The sequence below is a fragment of the Bacillus thuringiensis genome (genome assembly GCF_001455345.1).
Classification (GTDB): Bacteria; Bacillota; Bacilli; order Bacillales; family Bacillaceae_G; genus Bacillus_A; species Bacillus_A thuringiensis_N.
The window spans coordinates 1,340,991-1,357,090 of the sequence record NZ_CP013274.1; the positions used below are offsets into that span (position 1 = coordinate 1,340,991).

Here is a 16,100-nt window from a genome sequence, read left to right on the forward strand (position 1 = left end):
TTAAAAGTATCTGTTAAGGTGTCCAGAGAAAATTAGGAAACCGAAACATACAACGTGGAACGTAATTACGATCGCAAGGACGTGTGTAAATTTATTGTTTGGCCAAAACTTATGCTTCTTGTTTTTTCGTTCGAAAATATCGAACAGGATGAACAAGGCAGCGTGATAAAGACCATAAATAATGTATTGATACACATGCTCACCAGTAATATGCCATATTCCCATGATGAAGAAGTTTAAAAATGCACCGATATACGAAATTGTGTATCGGTTTTTAATTAACTTTTTCTTCGTTGCAAAAAAGACAAAACGCATGTAAATAAAATCACGGAACCAGAATGATAAACTCATGTGCCAGCGGTTCCAGAAGTCTTTAATATTACGACTAAGGAATGGTTTATTAAAGTTTTCTGGCGTTTTAATCCCCATCATATAACTTACACCGATTACAAATGAGCTATAACCAGCAAAATCGAAGAATAAATATAAGCTATAGCTATACATGTAAATCATATTCGAAAGGATTGTGTCATGTTGCGCGAATGCTGGATCCATGAAATATTGCTTTATTAAGTAAGCGATAATAAATTTATACAAGAAACCTTGGAAAATACGGTTTAGTCCTGTATAAAGTAAGTTTTGATATTCCTCTGCACTAGGTGGCTTTTGAATATCTTTTTGGAATCTTCGGTAACGATCGATAGGTCCGGTTGAGATAGCTGGGAAGAATAAAACGAATTCCCAAAAATTGAAGAAGGAAAGTTCTTTAATTAAGCCATCACGAACTTCAAAGACCATTTGTACTGCTCTAAATGTTACATAAGACATTCCTAAAAATACAACAAACTTTAGCTCCGGTACAAATGGTGCGATTTTTGCCAAAATAAGTGGCAAAATTGATAAAATAACAGCTATACAAAATGTGAATGTACTATTATTTTGTTTTCTTAAAAGTAAATAGCCTTTAATAAGGACATATTGCCAAATAATAAATGCGGCTAACATAATTGCTTGCTTCGGTTTATCCGAGAAGATAATAGCAAGCATGACTAATGTTAAAACGGCATTATATTTACGCAACATTTTACCTTTTAATCCAGCTATGATAGTAGGTATTAATAAAATGCCCACTATAGCGAAAAAATAAAATGATCCATATGCGGTCATGCTGTAACCTCACTCAATAATTTTTTGCGATCTACCTTTCCATTTGGTGTCATTGGAATAGAAGATTGATACATGAATTTACGTGGAATCATGTAGTTTGGTAAACGCTCATTGAGTTCTTTTTTGATTGCAGATGTTAATTTGAATTCTTTTTCAAACGAATGCTCTCCAGGAACAACAACCGCTAATAAATAATCGTATTTTTCACCTTTTTTAATGGGAACGATAACTGCTCCTTCTACGTAAGAACACGCACGAAGATGATGTTCGATTTCTTCTAATTCCATTCGATAACCATGCAGCTTAATTTGGAAATCAAGACGACCATTATAGAATAGAAGACCATTTTCTACATAGCCAGCATCGCCTGTTTTATAGGCACGCTCGCCGTCAATTATAGTAAATGCTTTTTCTGTTAATTCAGGGCTTCCTAAATACCCAACGCTTACGCTAGGACCAACAATTACGATTTCACCTTTTTCACCATCAGGTGCAAGCGTGCCATCTTCTTTCATAATAAGAAGGCGACAGTCTGATTTACAGTAGCCAACTGGAAGTGATTTATATTGATCAAGCACTTCTTCAGTAACGTGAATACCTGTTACAGCGACAGTAGCTTCTGTTGGACCATACGTATTCATAATTGTTGCTTTCGGGAAACGTTCAATTAATTTTCTAGCTACTTCATTTGGTAACACTTCACCGCAGAATAAGAATGTTTTCATGTTGGGTAGCATACTCTCAGAGAAAGATGCTTCCATTAAACACATCTCTGCGAAAGAGGGTGTGGAAGTCCATACTTGTATATCCGATTGCTCTAAAGAAGCAAACAAGTCTTTTGGACGTGCAATCATATCTTTATCGATTGCCCAAAGTGTACCACCTGTTACTAATGATGGGTAAATATCCATGACAGATAAATCGAATGAGAAAGGTGCTTGGTTTAAGAATACTTGCCCAGTTTGTAAGTTGAAATCTTCCACAGCCCATTTTGTAAAGCTTACAAGGCAGTTATAAGTAATCTGAACCCCTTTCGGATTACCTGTGCTTCCTGATGTGTAAATAATGTAGAAGTTCTCATCACCTTTTACCGCATGTTCAGGATTTGGAGTGTTCCCTTTATGAGTAAAGAAAATATCTTTTAAATTGTCTTCACTTACGATGCGAACTGGTAGATCAGTTACAGTTACTGCTGCTGATGATAAAAGTAATTTCGCACCAGAATTTTCAGCGATACGTTGTACACGATCAGCTGGGATAGATAAATCTACAGGAATATAAGCATGTCCAGCTTTTACACATCCTAAAAAGTTAATAATCATTTCAGGTTGCATATGGCCATACACCATAATTGGTGAACGATCATCTGGATACTCAGAAGAAATCCAATGTGCTAACGCATCAGAATCTTCCTTTAATTGTTTGTACGTAATTTTCGCATCTCGCCAAACAAAAGCAGTTTGATCAGGCGTTTCAATAGCCCACTTTTCAATTTGTTCTAATAACTTCATAACGTTCCCACCCTAAAATTCGTTGTAAATAAATGTACTTGTGTTTGTATCATGGAATCCATACAACCAAAGTAATGCAAATAAAATTGCAAGGTAATAAACCGTCTTTGCAACCCATTGTGTGAGTGGTTGAGACCATATCTCTTTTAATCTTTCCATGTCTTTCCCTCTCTTAATGAAATAATAGCTCTTTGTAGGTATCATGTCCTACATTATTGTGAAAAAAACAAAATTCCACATTTTAGGTAAAAATAAGTCAAAAGGCTCTTTTCTGATATTAGCACTAAATACTAAAAAAGAAAATCCCTAACTTAGCAATTATATTACATTCAGCATGAATTTGTAATGGGTTTGACATGTAAATAGGAAGTGGATTGTGTGAATACATAAAAGTGGACGATAAGAATACGTGAAAATATAGTATTTGTTTTTATTAATCGTTCGAGGCAGAGTAAAGTTTAAAATTGCTAGCTCTTTTGAAAAGGAGGAAATTATCATGAATAGAGTATGGAAGAGTCTAATTTCGGAAGAAAATATCGTGAAATGGAGAAGGCATTTCCATAAGTATCCAGAATTATCATTTCATGAAAAAGAAACTTCGCAATTTATATATGATACATTATGCTCATTTTCTTCTTTTGAAGTAACGAGACCGACGAAGTATAGTGTATTAGCAATTAAAAGAGGAATGGAACAAGGGAAAACGATTGCGATTCGAGCTGATATAGATGCTTTGCCAATTCAAGAGGAGACAAGTAAATCTTATATGTCTGTGAATAAAGGAATGATGCATGCATGTGGGCATGATGCTCACGCAGCTATTTTGTTGGGTACAGCAGAAGTGCTATCAAATATAAAGGAAGATTTTGCAGGTGAAATCCGTCTATTCTTTCAGCATGCAGAAGAGGTGTATCCCGGCGGGGGACAAGAAATGGTTGAAGCAGGCGTGATGGATGGTGTTGATTATGTAATAGGTTTACACGTTATGTCAGGGCTTGAGAGCGGGAAGATAGGTATTGCATATGGGCCGATGATGGCGGCACCAGACGTATTTACAGTTGAAATTCAAGGGAAAGGAGGGCATGCAGCAAGGCCAGAAGAAACGATAGACCCTATTGCTATCGGAGCACAGATTATTACAAATTTACAACATATCGTATCAAGAAATACAAGTGCTTTTATGCAAAGAGTCGTTTCGGTTACGCAATTTCATGGGGGAATGGCTGATAATATTATTCCTAGTGCAGCAACTTTAATGGGAACTGTTCGTTCATTTAATCAAGCATTAAGGGTGGAAGCAGAAGAGAAAATCGAGAAAATTGTGAAAGGAATTACAGAAGCACATGGAGGGGCGTATGCATATACGTATCGATATGGATATGATCCAGTTATTAATGATGAATATATTACGAAAGTAGTAGAAGAAAGTGCACTACATTTGTTTGGAAATGAGCGCGTTGTGAAGCTTGAACCTTCTATGGGAGGAGAAGATTTTTCAGCATATTTAAGAAAAGCACCGGGTTGCTTCATTAAATTAGGGACGGGGAATGAAAAGATAGATACGTGCTATCCGCATCATCATCCAAAATTTGATGTAGACGAATCAGCTCTCATTTATGGAGTGGAATTATTTTTAGAAACAACGATGAGGTTACTGAAATCATAGAAAAGTATAAAAAAAGGCAACTGCGCTCTATCGCAGTTGCTTTTATTTCTTTCCGTCAGAGAGGGCTGAGAAAGAACTATGCTCATTTATAGTATATGAATAGCTAACGGACAAGCTTGTACATTTTAATCATTTTTTTAAAAATAGTTGTTGACATTGATTATCAATGTCAATTAATCTAAATATAGTTGAAATTGATAATTATTATCAACAGGATGGATGCGACATGTTAATGAGAAAAAAATTTCACCTTCTGCGGAGGGGATTAAAAGATAAAAATAAAGAAGTTGATCAGCATATGGAATGGCAACGAAACGTAATTCGTTCTGAATATGTAGATGAGAAGAAGAGCATTCAAACAGAAAAAGAGATACAAAGTAAAGGGAGAGGTTTAGTTGAGTAAGTTAGTAATGGTTTTTGCAAGTATGAGTGGAAATACAGAGGAAATGGCTGATCATATTGCCGGTGCAATTCGTGAAACAGAAAATGAAATTGAAGTTATTGATATTATGGATTCACCTGAAGCTTCTATATTAGAACAGTATGATGGAATTATTTTAGGGGCATACACTTGGGGAGATGGTGACCTTCCTGATGATTTCTTAGATTTTTATGACGCAATGGATTCTATTGATTTAACTGGGAAAAAAGCGGCAGTATTCGGATCATGTGATTCGGCTTATCCAAAATACGGAGTGGCAGTTGACATTTTAATAGAAAAGCTACAAGAACGCGGGGCAGCAGTTGTGTTAGAAGGATTAAAAGTAGAATTAACGCCAGAAGATGAAGATGTAGAAAAATGTTTACAGTTTGGAGCTGAATTTGTAAAACACCTTTCTTAATGGCAGAAGGGAGATGAAGAGCAAGTGCACGAGAAAATCGCAATCAAAACGATGACAGATTATCATTTGTATGATTTTATGCGTTGTCCGCATAAATTTTATTTTCGTCATATAAAAAGAAGAGCACCTTCTTCATTTGAATGGCAACAAATTGCACAAATGATTGTGAATCAAATTATTAACGAGTATTACACACTACCCGCAGGCCAACAAACGAAAATCGTACTTTTAATATTAATAGAAAAGTATTGGAAAAGAGTAAGGATTAATATGTTCGCTTCGAAGACGGAGTATTATATTGTATTAGCGAAGTTAACGGATCACTTATTACAGTTTGTTGAAAGAGATGATAGTCAGACACCGCCGTTATTTTTATATGAAAAATTTCAAACATATATGGAAGAGTTAGGCGTCCACATGTCATTGACATTAGAAGTTGGTGAGTGGAGTACTGAGTCGTTTGTAATTAAAAAGTATGTTGTCGATGCGGATGAGGAAATGCTTGCTCTTTGTCAAAAGTTAATGACAGTATTCAGTTATAAAGCTTTCGATATTCTTCCAGGAAAAATTGAAGTTATTAATTTAATAGAAGGAACTAAGTATGAGTACATTCCGAAACAGGAAGATATTATAACTGGCATGGCTGATTTATCTAGAATGAAAGAAATGTTGCAACAACCTGAGCATTTTACAGAGCGTCATTTTCGTTCTGAGTGTATGAGTTGTGCGTTTCGTGGTGAATGCCAAAGGGAAGAAGTAAAGAAAGAAGCGAAGCAGAAGAAAAATATCGTACATTAAAGGATGCAATTTTGCATCCTTTTTTGTTATTGACATGAAAAGCTTTTCATCATTTAACGTATATTTGTAGCCGATTAATAAAGGGAGGAATAATTAATGAAAGATGAAACGAAAGTATTTCAATGGTTAAAAGAACAGAATGCTCCTTTTGGAATTCAACTGCAAATTTTACAAGCGTTTCAACTGTATCAAATCATTGTTGAAATGGATAGAAAGTTAATGATGTATGAAGAGAGAGAATATCGGGAGAGAATTTAATCTCGGCCCTGTAGTATTACTTTCAGTTTTTCTGTATCTGCTAGAAATTCAAGTTCATTCTTTGTTTCAAAGTTATAAATCATATTATGTAATAAAGGACTGTATTGATAAAAGGTCGTGATGCGGTGAATGAGTAATGGATCATGGTGTGAAATAAGCGTACTGTATTGTTCATATACTGATGTAGTAAATTCATGTCCGAAATCATAAAATAGCCCTGCAAAATCAAAAGCAGGATCGCCAATTTGTGCGTCACCAAAATCAATAATACCTGAGATAGCTTTATGCTGTTTGCTAAATAAAATGTGATGATGTGTAAAGTCAGCGTGAATGATTGTATGTTGAAATGTGGATGTAGCTAGACGGGCAAAAAAATTCTCGAATAAACGATTTAAGGCTGATTTCTGGAGCGAAGTAAGATTATTAGTAACATACTGATTTAATTTAGTTTGTAGCTCTTTCCAGTAGGCAACTGTTTTTTCAATAGGAAATCCTAACGCTGTAACACTTTTTAGAGGAATACTATGTAGAGCCGCAAGAAAAGTAGCTAATTGTGTAATAATTACTTTCCGTTCTTTTTCATCTAAATTCACAACTATTTCTGTTTTTAACGGTTCACCATGAAGGAGAGTATAGTAACTACAAAGTGGAATAGTATCAGTATCCTGTTTATAGAGTAGGTGATACTTTGGAACCTTAATTTCATGTAGTGAATAAGAGAGAAGTGTGCATAGCTCTTTTTCTAAAGGAATTCGCATCGCATATTCCTTTTTTCGCGGGAAACGAAACAGTAGCTCATCATTTACTATAACCGCTGCATTATCCCATCCTTCTTCATTTTGTTTATATGAATGTATAGAAAGATTAGGAAAAGCTTCTTTTATAAATTGTTTGTAAGAATCCATAATTGTTCCTCGTTTCTGAGTTAAGTTATTCTACTTTATAATATCAGAATTTTCTTTCTATATGTTAAAATATAACTATCATTATGAAGAGGGGCGGGAGTGTTATGAAGAAAAGACTATTAATCACTTCTTTATGTATCGCTTTTGGACTGTTTTGGTCATATAAAGAGGAGGTTTTTGCTAACTATAAACCGATTGATCAGTACGGATTAAATAAGGAATTAAAGAACAAAAGTATAGAAATTTTAACTCATAATGAAATGAAAAAGATAGGAGAACATTTTGTGACAGAGCAACTAGCAGTGTTTGAGTTTAATAATAAAGAAGATGTGAAACGAAAAGGTGAAGAACTATTTTTAACTAGAGGGTATGAACGATTAATAGAAAATTATTATCCAAATCGTTTTCGGGATTTAGAGTATAAATTTACAGACGAGGACATACGGGAAGTGACGGATGAAAGTTTTCTCTATCAAACTGCAGCGTACGTGGCGGGTACTGAAAATGGTAAGAGAAGCGAAATGAAATTGAATTATGAAATAAAAATTGTAAAGGTTAATAATATATTTAAGGTGTTAGAACAAAAACAGTATGTACAATAAAGTGAAACATGAATCAGTGCTACAAATAGCGGGATAAAAAAATCCCTCAGTTCTTTGAGGGATTCTAAAGGTTTTCATTTTGTTGCCCAAGTTCTTTTTGAGCAATGTATAAATTTCCTTGCTCGACTTGTTTCTGAGTAAGAACAGAATCACCCGCATACCCTTTTTCTGTTTTTACAGTTCTTTTTGAACGATTGGACTCTTGTTTTTTCATATAATAAATCACCTTCCATTAAAAATAAACGAAAATGATAAGCACAAGTAATACAGCAGCGAAAATGGTAATCCCCATTAAAAAAGAAGTGTTTTTATATTTAGGTGGCTTATGTACATCTTGCCGGTATCCAGGTGAAATTTCTGGGGCGAATTCTTCATCGAATGATTGCTTTTTTTCTTTTTCGTCCATATGTATCCACCTTTCTTTTTCATTATGTTATACATTACAAGAAAAAATATGCATAAAGAAAACAGCCACTATATCATTAGCGGCTGTTTTGCGTTGTATATTTTCTCTGAACTTGAAAGAGACGGATAAGCAGGAAGGTTGCTCCAAATGCTAGACCGATAATAAGGCCAATCCAATATCCTTTTGCTGCCCAGTCCGTATAAGTTGCTAATATATAACCGAGAGGTAGACCGATTACCCAATAGGCGATCAATGTCATAATTAAGGCGACATTTACATCTTTATAGCCACGCAGTGCCCCTTGTACAGGAGTTGCAATTGCATCTGAAAATTGGAATAAAATCGCAAATATAAGAAATTCTTTTGCTAAATGATGAACTTGTACATCTGTCGTATAAATAGAAGCAATTTCATCATCAAAGAAGTAAAGAAGAATTGAATATAATAGGGCGAATGCAAGTGCTAAGCCAATCCCTATAAATCCATATTGTTTTGCGTTATTATATCGTTTCGCTCCAACTTCGAATCCAACAGCGATGGTCATTGCCATTGCTAAACTTAAAGGAGTCATATATAGCAAGGAAGCGAAGTTCATAGCTGCTTGATGAGCTGCGATTGTTGTCGTACTAAAATTACTCATCATAAGTGTCACTGCAGCAAAAATACTCGTTTCAAAAAAGATAGCAAATCCGATAGGGACGCCAAGCTTTAAGAATTCTTTCCAACTCGAAAGAGAAGGACGATATAATTGTTTAAAGATATTGAAAGATGCGAAAGGCTCTTTCGTACGAATAATAATAACGGTAATAATTAAAATGCACCAATAGGTTGCTGCAGAAGCAATTGCTGCTCCGACACCACCGAGTTTTGGAAAACCGAAATGACCGAAAATTAATACATAATTTAATACTACGTTAATGGGTAATGATAGTAACGTAATGATCATCGTTGTGCGGGTTTTTCCTAATGCATCAATAAATCCACGTAAAACAGTGTAAGTAAATAAAGGGATAATTCCAATTGCGATAATACTTAAAAATTGTGCCGCAATACGTTCTACAGGTTCTTCCAGGCGCATGCCATTTAAAATAGGTGTAACAGCAAAGAAGCCGATAAGGATAACGACGAAACTAGCACAAATTGCTAAATATACTGCTTGTATGACAACGTGAGGAACATCCTCTTTTTTCTTAGATCCAACGAGTTGTGCAACAATTGGAGTAGTGGCCATCAAAATTCCTGTTAATCCCGTACTAACTGGAATCCATATACTCGTTCCAATAGCGACACCTGCCAAATCAATAGGGCTTGCATGTCCTGACATTGTCGTATCGAAAAAACTCATTGCAAATAATGACATTTGCGTTACGAAAATCGGGAAAAATAGTAATAAAAATTGTTTTAATTTTTGTGAGATTGAAGTAGTTTCTTTCATAAAAGCCCCTTTCTGCAAAAAACAAACTCATACTATCATACAATTTAATCAAAAAATAGAAAAGAAATACGCGTCCTGGGCGTATGGAATCAATAAAAAAAAGATGCACTTTGAAAAGGGATAAGGTATTATGATAAGGTGTGAAAAATTACATATTCGTTATTAAGGAGGCACTACTCGTGGCTGATTGGTTAATTGGAATAATCATGGGTGCTGTTGAAGGTTTAACAGAATTTTTACCAGTTTCATCAACAGGACATATGATTTTAACAGGTCATTTACTTGGATTTGACGACGAGAGAGCAAAAGTTTTCGAAGTTGTTATTCAATTGGGATCGATTTTAGCAGTTGTTGTTATATTTTGGAAACGCCTATGGTCTTTAGTTGGTATAGGGAAAGTAACAGACGGACCATCGTTAAATTTATTACATATTATTATTGGGATGATTCCTGCCGGTATACTTGGCGTATTATTCCATAGTGCGATTAAAGAAGTTTTATTTGGGCCAGGCCCAGTTGTTATTAGCTTAGTGGCTGGTGGTATTTTAATGATTGTTGCTGAGAAGTTTTCGAAACCAAGTACAGCAAGAACATTAGATGAAATTACATATAAGCAAGCATTTACAATCGGAATGTTCCAATGTTTAGCGCTTTGGCCAGGATTTTCTCGTTCTGGTTCTACCATAAGTGGTGGTTTATTAGCTCGCGTGTCACATACAGCAGCAGCTGAATATACATTCATTTTAGCAGTACCGATGATGGTAGCTGCAAGTGGATTAGATTTAATTAAAAGCTGGGATATATTAAGTGCAGCTGATATACCGTTATTTGCAACAGGATTTATTACAGCGTTCGTTGTTGCAATGCTTGCAATTGTTTCATTCTTAAAATTATTATCTCGTGTAAAACTAACACCGTTCGCTTACTATCGTTTCATTTTAGCTGCGGTATTCTATTTCTTCATTATGTAATAAAAAAACTGCCAAGTTCGGCAGTTTTTTTATTTTACTACTTTTTCCATCATGCTTTCCATTACATGTTCCCATAGAGAAGTATCATCAGCTAATGTAGCACGGAAATTAGCGTACATTTCTTTTTGTTTCTCTTCGAATGTTGGATCTTCTTTTTCAGGCAATGTGGCGCGCATTGAAGTCACTAACTCTTGTACTTTTGGAGCACGTGGTCCCCAAACGGCTTGTTCGTTTCCATCTTTATCAATGAAAATAAAGATTGGAATCGCACGTGCTGTTCCATTTGTTAAATATTGATCCATTAATTCCAAGTTTTCATCGCGAATTAATAATGACATATCAATATTTGCAACTTCAGAAATTCGTTTCATAACAGGTACGCATAAAAGAGCATCACCACACCAATCAGCTGTTAATACGATAACACGCCAGCCATCATTTTGACGTTCTTCTAATACTGGAAGTAATTCATTTGGAATTAAGAAGTTATTGTAAATGTGCAGTAGTTCGTATTGATTTACTTTCATTTCATTCACATATGTATCAAAGGACATACCTTTATCAGCCCATTGTTGTAAGTTCATAAGTAACACCTCTTTAGTATGATTTATTTTCATTGTACCAATTTTTATGTAGAAAAGCTTGTATTCTTACTCTTTCTTGTCACTTAATAATTTATTTAAGATGAAGAAGAATAGTACGACACATAATTCAGCTATGTTGGACATGTTGACGCTTTCTATCCAATCATCAGCAGTATGAATGACGAACCAATCTAGTGTAATTTCAATGAATGAGAAAAGGGTAATAGAAATCCAATTTGGCATGTTTTGTGTCATTGGATATAGCAGCACCTTGAAGAAACTGAAGATAAAAAATGTAATACCGTCTAAGAAAGTGATTAATAAAAAAAAGAGAAGTAAAGCAGTACGTGAACTATACTCTATACCTGTAATTTGAAAGATTCCTACATATACAAAAAATATAAATGCAACAATTATAATGAAAAAAAGAGTAATAATACTAATGATAATCGTTTTATCTTTTAGGCTGAGGTTTGAGAATTTCTCCTCCTCATTCATTAAGTCACCTCCTTTTACTGGAAATTAATTTCATTTTATCATGAAATCCACATTAAAAAACTACGAATTACGGGAAAATAAGGTGACAAAAAGTAAGATTTCATGTAAAATTATTAATAAGGTTTTTATTTAACTAAATGAAATAAAAGGGGCTGTCAAAGTTGTCTCAAAATCGAGAGCAATTAATGGAAGAACTATCGACAAATGTTTTTGCTATGTTCCGCACGTTGCGTAATGATATCGGAAAAATATTTGGTGGTTACATACCGTGGAATGAGTTCATCGTCCTTAGAATATTGAATCGTACGAATAAAGAAATGGTATCACGTGTAGCGAATGAGTTAAATGTGTCGAATAGTCATATTACAGCTGTTACAGAAAAATTAATTAATAAAGGTTTTGTAACTCGTTCACGTTCTACGTCAGATCGTCGAGTTGTATATTTGGAGATTACAGAACAAGGAAAAGATTTAGTTGCGAAAATGGAAGGTGCGAAAAAACAATATTTACAAGAAAGATTTTCTACGCTTTCAGAAGAAGAAATGAATATAATGATATCTATTTCTAAAAAACTTATTTAAGTTATTACAAGTAAGAAAACGCTTACGTAGCGATGGAGAAGACCTTCCTTATATGAGGAAGGTCTTCTTTCATATGTAAAAGATTATAAAAAAGAAAATATGTAACATACTACTAGTAAAGGAAAGGGGGCAAAAATATGACAAATCGAAATGGTAGTAAAGGGAGCGGAAATCAAGGCTCACCGAGATCAGGGCAATTTCAGCAAGAGTTTAGTGCAGAATTTGAGACTGGTAATGATAATAAAGGAAAAGAATATCGTTCGAAAAAAGGGAGTAAATCAAAAAAGGAGTGAAATGATTCACTCCTTTTTTGGTTTAAGATGCTGCAGATTGATCCGTATTATATTTTTCTTCTGATTTTGCGACAATCATTGCGCAAATTGCATCACCCGAAATATTTACAGCTGTTCGTGACATATCTAGAATACGGTCAATACCGATAATTAAGGCAATACCTTCTACTGGTAGATTTACTTGATTTAAAACCATCGTAAGCATTACAAGTCCAACACCTGGTACACCGGCAGTACCGATACTAGCTAGTACAGCAGTTAATACGACAACAGCTAATTGGGACATCGTAAGTTCAACTCCGTATACTTGAGCGATAAACACAGTTGCTACCCCTTGCATAATGGCAGTACCATCCATATTAATCGTTGCACCTAGTGGTTGTACAAAAGAACTTATAGCTTTTGGAACGCCAAGTTTTTCTTGTGCGGTTTTCATTGCAAACGGAAGAGATGCATTAGAGCTTGATGTACTAAATCCAATTGCCATTACCGGCCCGAAGTGCTTAAAGAAACGGACAATACTTTCTTTTGCTAATACCTTTAATAATCCGCCATATACGAAGACACCGTGAATAATAAGTACTAGCATAACAACAATCATATACTTGAACATCGCAGCGACGCCTGCAAGACCCATTTTACCAACGGATGAAGCAAGCAACCCGAATGTTCCGATTGGAGCTAATTTCATAACGAGATTAACAAGGTACATCATTAATTCGTTGCCCTGTTCAAGTAATGAATGGATACCTTGAACTCGTTTTCCTAAAACAGCTAACCCGAGTCCAATCAGTGCGGCAAAGGTAATAATTTGTAACATGTTTCCATCGGCCATAGCTTGTGCTGGATTATCTGGCACAATATTTAGCAATGTATCGACGAAAGATGTTTCTGTTTTTGCACCTTCATATTTAAGCCCTTCGGTTTTAAAGTTACCGCCAGATCCTGGTTTTATAATAAGTGCAAATGTAACAGCGATAGAGATGGCAACAGCTGTTGTTACGAGGAAGAATGAAATTGATTTTAAACCGATTCTTCCAAGTTGCTTCGGATCCCCAAGACCAGCAGCTCCCAGTACGATAGAAATAAATACAACAGGAACAACTAGCATTTTAATGAGTCGAATAAACAATTGACCAAGTGGATTGAACACATATTGATTTAATGGATCAAAAATGGATGGTGCAGCTAAATTTAGAGTGAGTCCGACAACTAGACCGAGAAATAATGCAATTAAGATTGCTTTTGTTTGTTTCAATAAAATCCCCCCTTATTTTTTGTAAAATAGCTTTCTACATTAATTGTACCGAAAAAATCCATGTTTTGACAATATTTTCTGAATATTTTGTATAAAATTTTATTTTAATGTAGGAAGGATTACATTCTGTATTTGAAAAACAAAATAGGCCATCACATTGGATGGCCTAGGGAAGGGGACAATTTATGTCAATTTAATTAGGGATGGAAGTTGTTCAAGACACTGGGGAATGTCTTATAAATTAGGGAGGAACAACTTCGATACATATACTATAAAAGATAGATGTGACCATGATGTGAACATAGAGTGAAAGAGAGAGGGAGTTTTTAATAGTGGATAAAGTAAACAAAAATAAGACCATCATATAAAAGATGGTCAAAGGAAGGGGACAATTTATGTCAATTTAATTAGGGATGGAAAGCTGTTCAAAGACACTGGGGAATGTCTTATAAATTAGGGAGGAACAGCTTCGATACATATACTATAAAAGATAGATGTGACTTAGGTGTGAACATGGAGTGAAAGAGAGAGGGAGTTTTTAATAGTAGATAAAGTAAACAAAAATAAGACCATCATATAAAAGATGGTCAAAGGAAGGGGACAATTTATGTCAATTTAATTAGGGATGGAAAGCTGTTCAAAGACACTGGGGAATGTCTTATAAATTAGGGAGGAACAGCTCCGATACATATACTATAAAAGGTAGATGTGACCCTGATGTGAACATAGAGTGAAAGATATGAGGATTTGAGAAATGATACATATAAAATGATTGTTGCGAGATTTGTAGAATAAGAAGAAATATAATAGAAAGTGTCTTGTTATAAAATGAAGTAAAGTTCGAGTATAAATAAAAGTTGAAATCTTTGAAAAAAAGGATTATGCTCAACTATATTATAAGAATATAAGGTTTATCCCGCTATGTAAGGGCTCTTATAAGCCTTTAGTTATGAGGGAAAAGGGAGTTAGTGAATATGGAAGTAACAAAAAGACAAAGGCTGTATAATCGTTTTATACGATTAAATCCACCACAAATATTAGCATTAGGTTTTTTCTGCTTAATTGTGGTTGGCGGTTTGTTATTAAAGTTACCATTCGCAACGAAAGTACATATTAGTTGGGTAGATGCTTTCTTTACCGCAACGTCAGCAGCGACTGTAACGGGATTGGGAGTAGTGGATACTGCAAGTACGTTTACGATGTTTGGCGAAATTGTAATTATGTTTTTAATTCAAACAGGTGGTCTAGGTCTTATGACGATTGCCATCTTAATTGTTTGGGTATTAGGTAAAAAGATTGGTTTACGCCACCGATTATTAATTGGAGAGGCATTTAATCAGACAAATATAGGTGGTCTCGTAAAATTAGTAAAACGTGTCTTTATATTTTCAATTTGTATTGAGTTTATTGGAGTCATCTTTTTATCATTTCGTTTTATTCCAGAGTTTGGCTTTGGAAAAGGTGTATACTATAGTATTTTTCACGTGATCGCATCTTATAATAATGCTGGATTTGCTCTATGGCCGGATAATTTAACAAGGTATGTAGGCGATCCTATTATTAATATTGGGATTTGCTCTTTAATTGTAATAGGTGGTCTCGGTTTTACTGTATTAATTGATATATGGTATAGTCGTAGTTTTCGAAAATTATCACTTCATTCAAAAATAATGATTGTCGGAACAGTAGCGCTAAATGTTATAGCGATGATTGTGATTTTTGTATTGGAATATAATAATGTGAAGACGTTAGGGAACTTACCTTTAAATGAAAAATTATGGGCTTCTTTCTTCCAAGGTATTACTCCACGTACTGCCGGATTTAATACAGTTGACTACGGGGGTATGGAAGAGTCATCTATATTATTTACGATGGTTTTAATGTTTATTGGTGCAGGAAGTGTATCAACGGGTGGGGGGATTAAATTAACAACGTTTGTTATTTTAGTTACATCTGTCCTTTCTTTCTTTAGAAAGAAAGAGGAAATCGTTTTATTTCAGCGCACAATTAAAATGTCGACAGTAACGAGAGCTTTAGCGATTGCTGTTGCCAGTCAAATCCTCATTTTTGCAGCAGTATTTGTATTAATGCTTACAGAAAACTTCAGTTTTATTCAGCTACTATTTGAAACAATCTCAGCGTTTGGTACAGTAGGATTAACGATGGGGATTACTGCCAAGTTATCAGCGTTTGGAAAATGTATTATTATGTTTGTGATGTTTTGTGGATTAATTGGACCGTTAACACTTGTCTTTTCTTTAGCGCGACCAGCAAAACAAAAAATTAAATATCCATCAGAAGATGTATTTACAGGATAAGGTATCC

Annotated in this window: 20 protein-coding genes; 10 read left to right on the plus strand and 10 right to left on the minus strand. The window is 34.7% G+C overall.

Translation table 11 applies throughout. From position 1 onward, the window contains the following. The 3 genes from dltB to ATN06_RS07165 are packed head-to-tail and all read right to left on the minus strand — an operon-like array spanning nt 1 to nt 2,837. The gene (gene dltB / locus ATN06_RS07155) at nt 1–1,167 is read right to left on the minus strand and encodes a D-alanyl-lipoteichoic acid biosynthesis protein DltB (protein WP_060630080.1); all 1,167 of its coding nucleotides are present in this window, start codon (nt 1,165–1,167) and stop codon (nt 1–3) included. Continuing rightward, nucleotides 1,164–2,678 carry a D-alanine--poly(phosphoribitol) ligase subunit DltA gene (dltA, locus tag ATN06_RS07160; RefSeq protein WP_060630081.1) on the minus strand — a complete coding sequence of 505 codons (1,515 nt, stop codon included), beginning with the start codon at nt 2,676–2,678 and terminating at the stop codon, nt 1,164–1,166. The genes dltB and dltA overlap by 4 nt, the downstream gene beginning before the upstream one ends. Before the next feature lie 12 nt (nt 2,679–2,690). Further along, nucleotides 2,691–2,837, minus strand: coding sequence for a teichoic acid D-Ala incorporation-associated protein DltX (locus ATN06_RS07165; RefSeq protein ID WP_002011626.1), 147 nt, complete (start codon nt 2,835–2,837; stop codon nt 2,691–2,693). A 337-nt stretch (nt 2,838–3,174) separates the two neighbouring features. Between ATN06_RS07165 and amaA the strand changes: the two genes are divergently transcribed. The 5 genes from amaA to ATN06_RS07190 all read left to right on the plus strand — a co-directional run bounded on the left by amaA (nt 3,175) and on the right by ATN06_RS07190 (nt 6,242). Beyond that, the gene (gene amaA / locus ATN06_RS07170; protein WP_060630082.1) at nt 3,175–4,344 is read left to right on the plus strand and encodes an N-acyl-aliphatic-L-amino acid amidohydrolase; all 1,170 of its coding nucleotides are present in this window, start codon (nt 3,175–3,177) and stop codon (nt 4,342–4,344) included. 226 nt (nt 4,345–4,570) lie between these two features. After that, nucleotides 4,571–4,747 carry a hypothetical protein gene (locus ATN06_RS07175; RefSeq protein WP_033694463.1) on the plus strand — a complete coding sequence of 59 codons (177 nt, stop codon included), beginning with the start codon at nt 4,571–4,573 and terminating at the stop codon, nt 4,745–4,747. Next, complete coding sequence (locus tag ATN06_RS07180; protein ID WP_060630083.1) at nt 4,740–5,186, plus strand: flavodoxin; 447 nt, start codon at nt 4,740–4,742, stop codon at nt 5,184–5,186. Before ATN06_RS07175 ends, ATN06_RS07180 begins: the two co-directional genes overlap by 8 nt. A gap of 24 nt (nt 5,187–5,210) precedes the next feature. Beyond that, complete coding sequence (locus tag ATN06_RS07185; RefSeq protein ID WP_060630084.1) at nt 5,211–5,984, plus strand: hypothetical protein; 774 nt, start codon at nt 5,211–5,213, stop codon at nt 5,982–5,984. 96 nt (nt 5,985–6,080) lie between these two features. Then, nucleotides 6,081–6,242, plus strand: coding sequence for a hypothetical protein (locus ATN06_RS07190; protein WP_060630085.1), 162 nt, complete (start codon nt 6,081–6,083; stop codon nt 6,240–6,242). On the opposite strand, the gene ATN06_RS07195 is transcribed toward ATN06_RS07190, so the two are convergent. Then, on the minus strand, nt 6,239–7,147 hold the full coding sequence (locus ATN06_RS07195; protein ID WP_060630086.1) for an aminoglycoside phosphotransferase family protein: 909 nt from the start codon (nt 7,145–7,147) through the stop codon (nt 6,239–6,241). The genes ATN06_RS07190 and ATN06_RS07195 overlap by 4 nt on opposite strands. Before the next feature lie 83 nt (nt 7,148–7,230). On the opposite strand from ATN06_RS07195, the gene ATN06_RS07200 reads away from it, so the two are divergent. Beyond that, on the plus strand, nt 7,231–7,749 hold the full coding sequence (locus ATN06_RS07200; RefSeq protein ID WP_060630087.1) for a hypothetical protein: 519 nt from the start codon (nt 7,231–7,233) through the stop codon (nt 7,747–7,749). A 64-nt stretch (nt 7,750–7,813) separates the two neighbouring features. On the opposite strand, the gene ATN06_RS07205 is transcribed toward ATN06_RS07200, so the two are convergent. The 3 genes from ATN06_RS07205 to ATN06_RS07215 form a co-directional block, all read right to left on the minus strand. Next, nucleotides 7,814–7,963, minus strand: a complete 150-nt coding sequence (locus ATN06_RS07205; protein ID WP_060630088.1) for a hypothetical protein — start codon at nt 7,961–7,963, stop codon at nt 7,814–7,816. Between the two features lie 18 nt (nt 7,964–7,981). Then, nucleotides 7,982–8,155, minus strand: coding sequence for a hypothetical protein (locus ATN06_RS07210; protein ID WP_000343559.1), 174 nt, complete (start codon nt 8,153–8,155; stop codon nt 7,982–7,984). Between the two features lie 76 nt (nt 8,156–8,231). Further along, nucleotides 8,232–9,590 (minus strand): MATE family efflux transporter, encoded by a 1,359-nt coding sequence (locus tag ATN06_RS07215; RefSeq protein WP_060630089.1) that lies wholly within the window; start codon nt 9,588–9,590, stop codon nt 8,232–8,234. A 179-nt stretch (nt 9,591–9,769) separates the two neighbouring features. Here ATN06_RS07215 and uppP point away from each other — a divergent pair, with 179 nt between their 5' ends. After that, entirely contained in the window at nt 9,770–10,561 is a 792-nt protein-coding gene (gene uppP / locus ATN06_RS07220) for a bacitracin resistance undecaprenyl-diphosphatase (RefSeq protein ID WP_016088739.1), read from the plus strand. Between the two features lie 29 nt (nt 10,562–10,590). Here uppP and ATN06_RS07225 read toward each other — a convergent pair whose 3' ends face one another. Continuing rightward, nucleotides 10,591–11,178, minus strand: coding sequence for a thioredoxin family protein (locus ATN06_RS07225; protein WP_110093220.1), 588 nt, complete (start codon nt 11,176–11,178; stop codon nt 10,591–10,593). Nucleotides 11,179–11,211: 33 nt separating this feature from the next. Continuing rightward, nucleotides 11,212–11,643, minus strand: a complete 432-nt coding sequence (locus tag ATN06_RS07230) for a YrvL family regulatory protein (protein ID WP_060630090.1) — start codon at nt 11,641–11,643, stop codon at nt 11,212–11,214. 161 nt (nt 11,644–11,804) lie between these two features. Between ATN06_RS07230 and ATN06_RS07235 the strand changes: the two genes are divergently transcribed. Together ATN06_RS07235 and ATN06_RS07240 are read left to right on the plus strand one after the other, a co-directional pair. Further along, nucleotides 11,805–12,224: a MarR family winged helix-turn-helix transcriptional regulator gene (locus ATN06_RS07235; protein ID WP_000081439.1), complete on the plus strand. Its 420-nt coding sequence runs from the start codon at nt 11,805–11,807 to the stop codon at nt 12,222–12,224. A 137-nt stretch (nt 12,225–12,361) separates the two neighbouring features. After that, nucleotides 12,362–12,517 (plus strand): hypothetical protein, encoded by a 156-nt coding sequence (locus tag ATN06_RS07240; protein ID WP_000184934.1) that lies wholly within the window; start codon nt 12,362–12,364, stop codon nt 12,515–12,517. Nucleotides 12,518–12,539: 22 nt separating this feature from the next. On the opposite strand, the gene ATN06_RS07245 is transcribed toward ATN06_RS07240, so the two are convergent. Then, nucleotides 12,540–13,775: a dicarboxylate/amino acid:cation symporter gene (locus ATN06_RS07245; protein ID WP_060630091.1), complete on the minus strand. Its 1,236-nt coding sequence runs from the start codon at nt 13,773–13,775 to the stop codon at nt 12,540–12,542. A gap of 974 nt (nt 13,776–14,749) precedes the next feature. Here ATN06_RS07245 and ATN06_RS07250 point away from each other — a divergent pair. Further along, complete coding sequence (locus tag ATN06_RS07250; protein ID WP_000454131.1) at nt 14,750–16,093, plus strand: TrkH family potassium uptake protein; 1,344 nt, start codon at nt 14,750–14,752, stop codon at nt 16,091–16,093. Nucleotides 16,094–16,100 lie beyond the last annotated feature (7 nt).

What these genes read in the sequence shown, in the direction of transcription:
- amaA (WP_060630082.1), top strand. Translation starts at nt 3,175, where the DNA reads ATGAATAGAGTATGGAAGAGTCTAATTTCGGAAGAAAATATCGTGAAA.
- ATN06_RS07165 (WP_002011626.1), bottom strand. Translation starts at nt 2,837, where the DNA reads ATGGAAAGATTAAAAGAGATATGGTCTCAACCACTCACACAATGGGTT.
- dltA (WP_060630081.1), bottom strand. Translation starts at nt 2,678, where the DNA reads ATGAAGTTATTAGAACAAATTGAAAAGTGGGCTATTGAAACGCCTGAT.
- ATN06_RS07205 (WP_060630088.1), bottom strand. Translation starts at nt 7,963, where the DNA reads ATGAAAAAACAAGAGTCCAATCGTTCAAAAAGAACTGTAAAAACAGAA.
- ATN06_RS07215 (WP_060630089.1), bottom strand. Translation starts at nt 9,590, where the DNA reads ATGAAAGAAACTACTTCAATCTCACAAAAATTAAAACAATTTTTATTA.
- ATN06_RS07195 (WP_060630086.1), bottom strand. Translation starts at nt 7,147, where the DNA reads ATGGATTCTTACAAACAATTTATAAAAGAAGCTTTTCCTAATCTTTCT.
- ATN06_RS07200 (WP_060630087.1), top strand. Translation starts at nt 7,231, where the DNA reads ATGAAGAGGGGCGGGAGTGTTATGAAGAAAAGACTATTAATCACTTCT.
- ATN06_RS07230 (WP_060630090.1), bottom strand. Translation starts at nt 11,643, where the DNA reads ATGAATGAGGAGGAGAAATTCTCAAACCTCAGCCTAAAAGATAAAACG.
- ATN06_RS07250 (WP_000454131.1), top strand. Translation starts at nt 14,750, where the DNA reads ATGGAAGTAACAAAAAGACAAAGGCTGTATAATCGTTTTATACGATTA.
- ATN06_RS07190 (WP_060630085.1), top strand. Translation starts at nt 6,081, where the DNA reads ATGAAAGATGAAACGAAAGTATTTCAATGGTTAAAAGAACAGAATGCT.
- ATN06_RS07175 (WP_033694463.1), top strand. Translation starts at nt 4,571, where the DNA reads ATGTTAATGAGAAAAAAATTTCACCTTCTGCGGAGGGGATTAAAAGAT.
- ATN06_RS07210 (WP_000343559.1), bottom strand. Translation starts at nt 8,155, where the DNA reads ATGGACGAAAAAGAAAAAAAGCAATCATTCGATGAAGAATTCGCCCCA.
- dltB (WP_060630080.1), bottom strand. Translation starts at nt 1,167, where the DNA reads ATGACCGCATATGGATCATTTTATTTTTTCGCTATAGTGGGCATTTTA.
- ATN06_RS07240 (WP_000184934.1), top strand. Translation starts at nt 12,362, where the DNA reads ATGACAAATCGAAATGGTAGTAAAGGGAGCGGAAATCAAGGCTCACCG.
- ATN06_RS07225 (WP_110093220.1), bottom strand. Translation starts at nt 11,178, where the DNA reads ATGAAAATAAATCATACTAAAGAGGTGTTACTTATGAACTTACAACAA.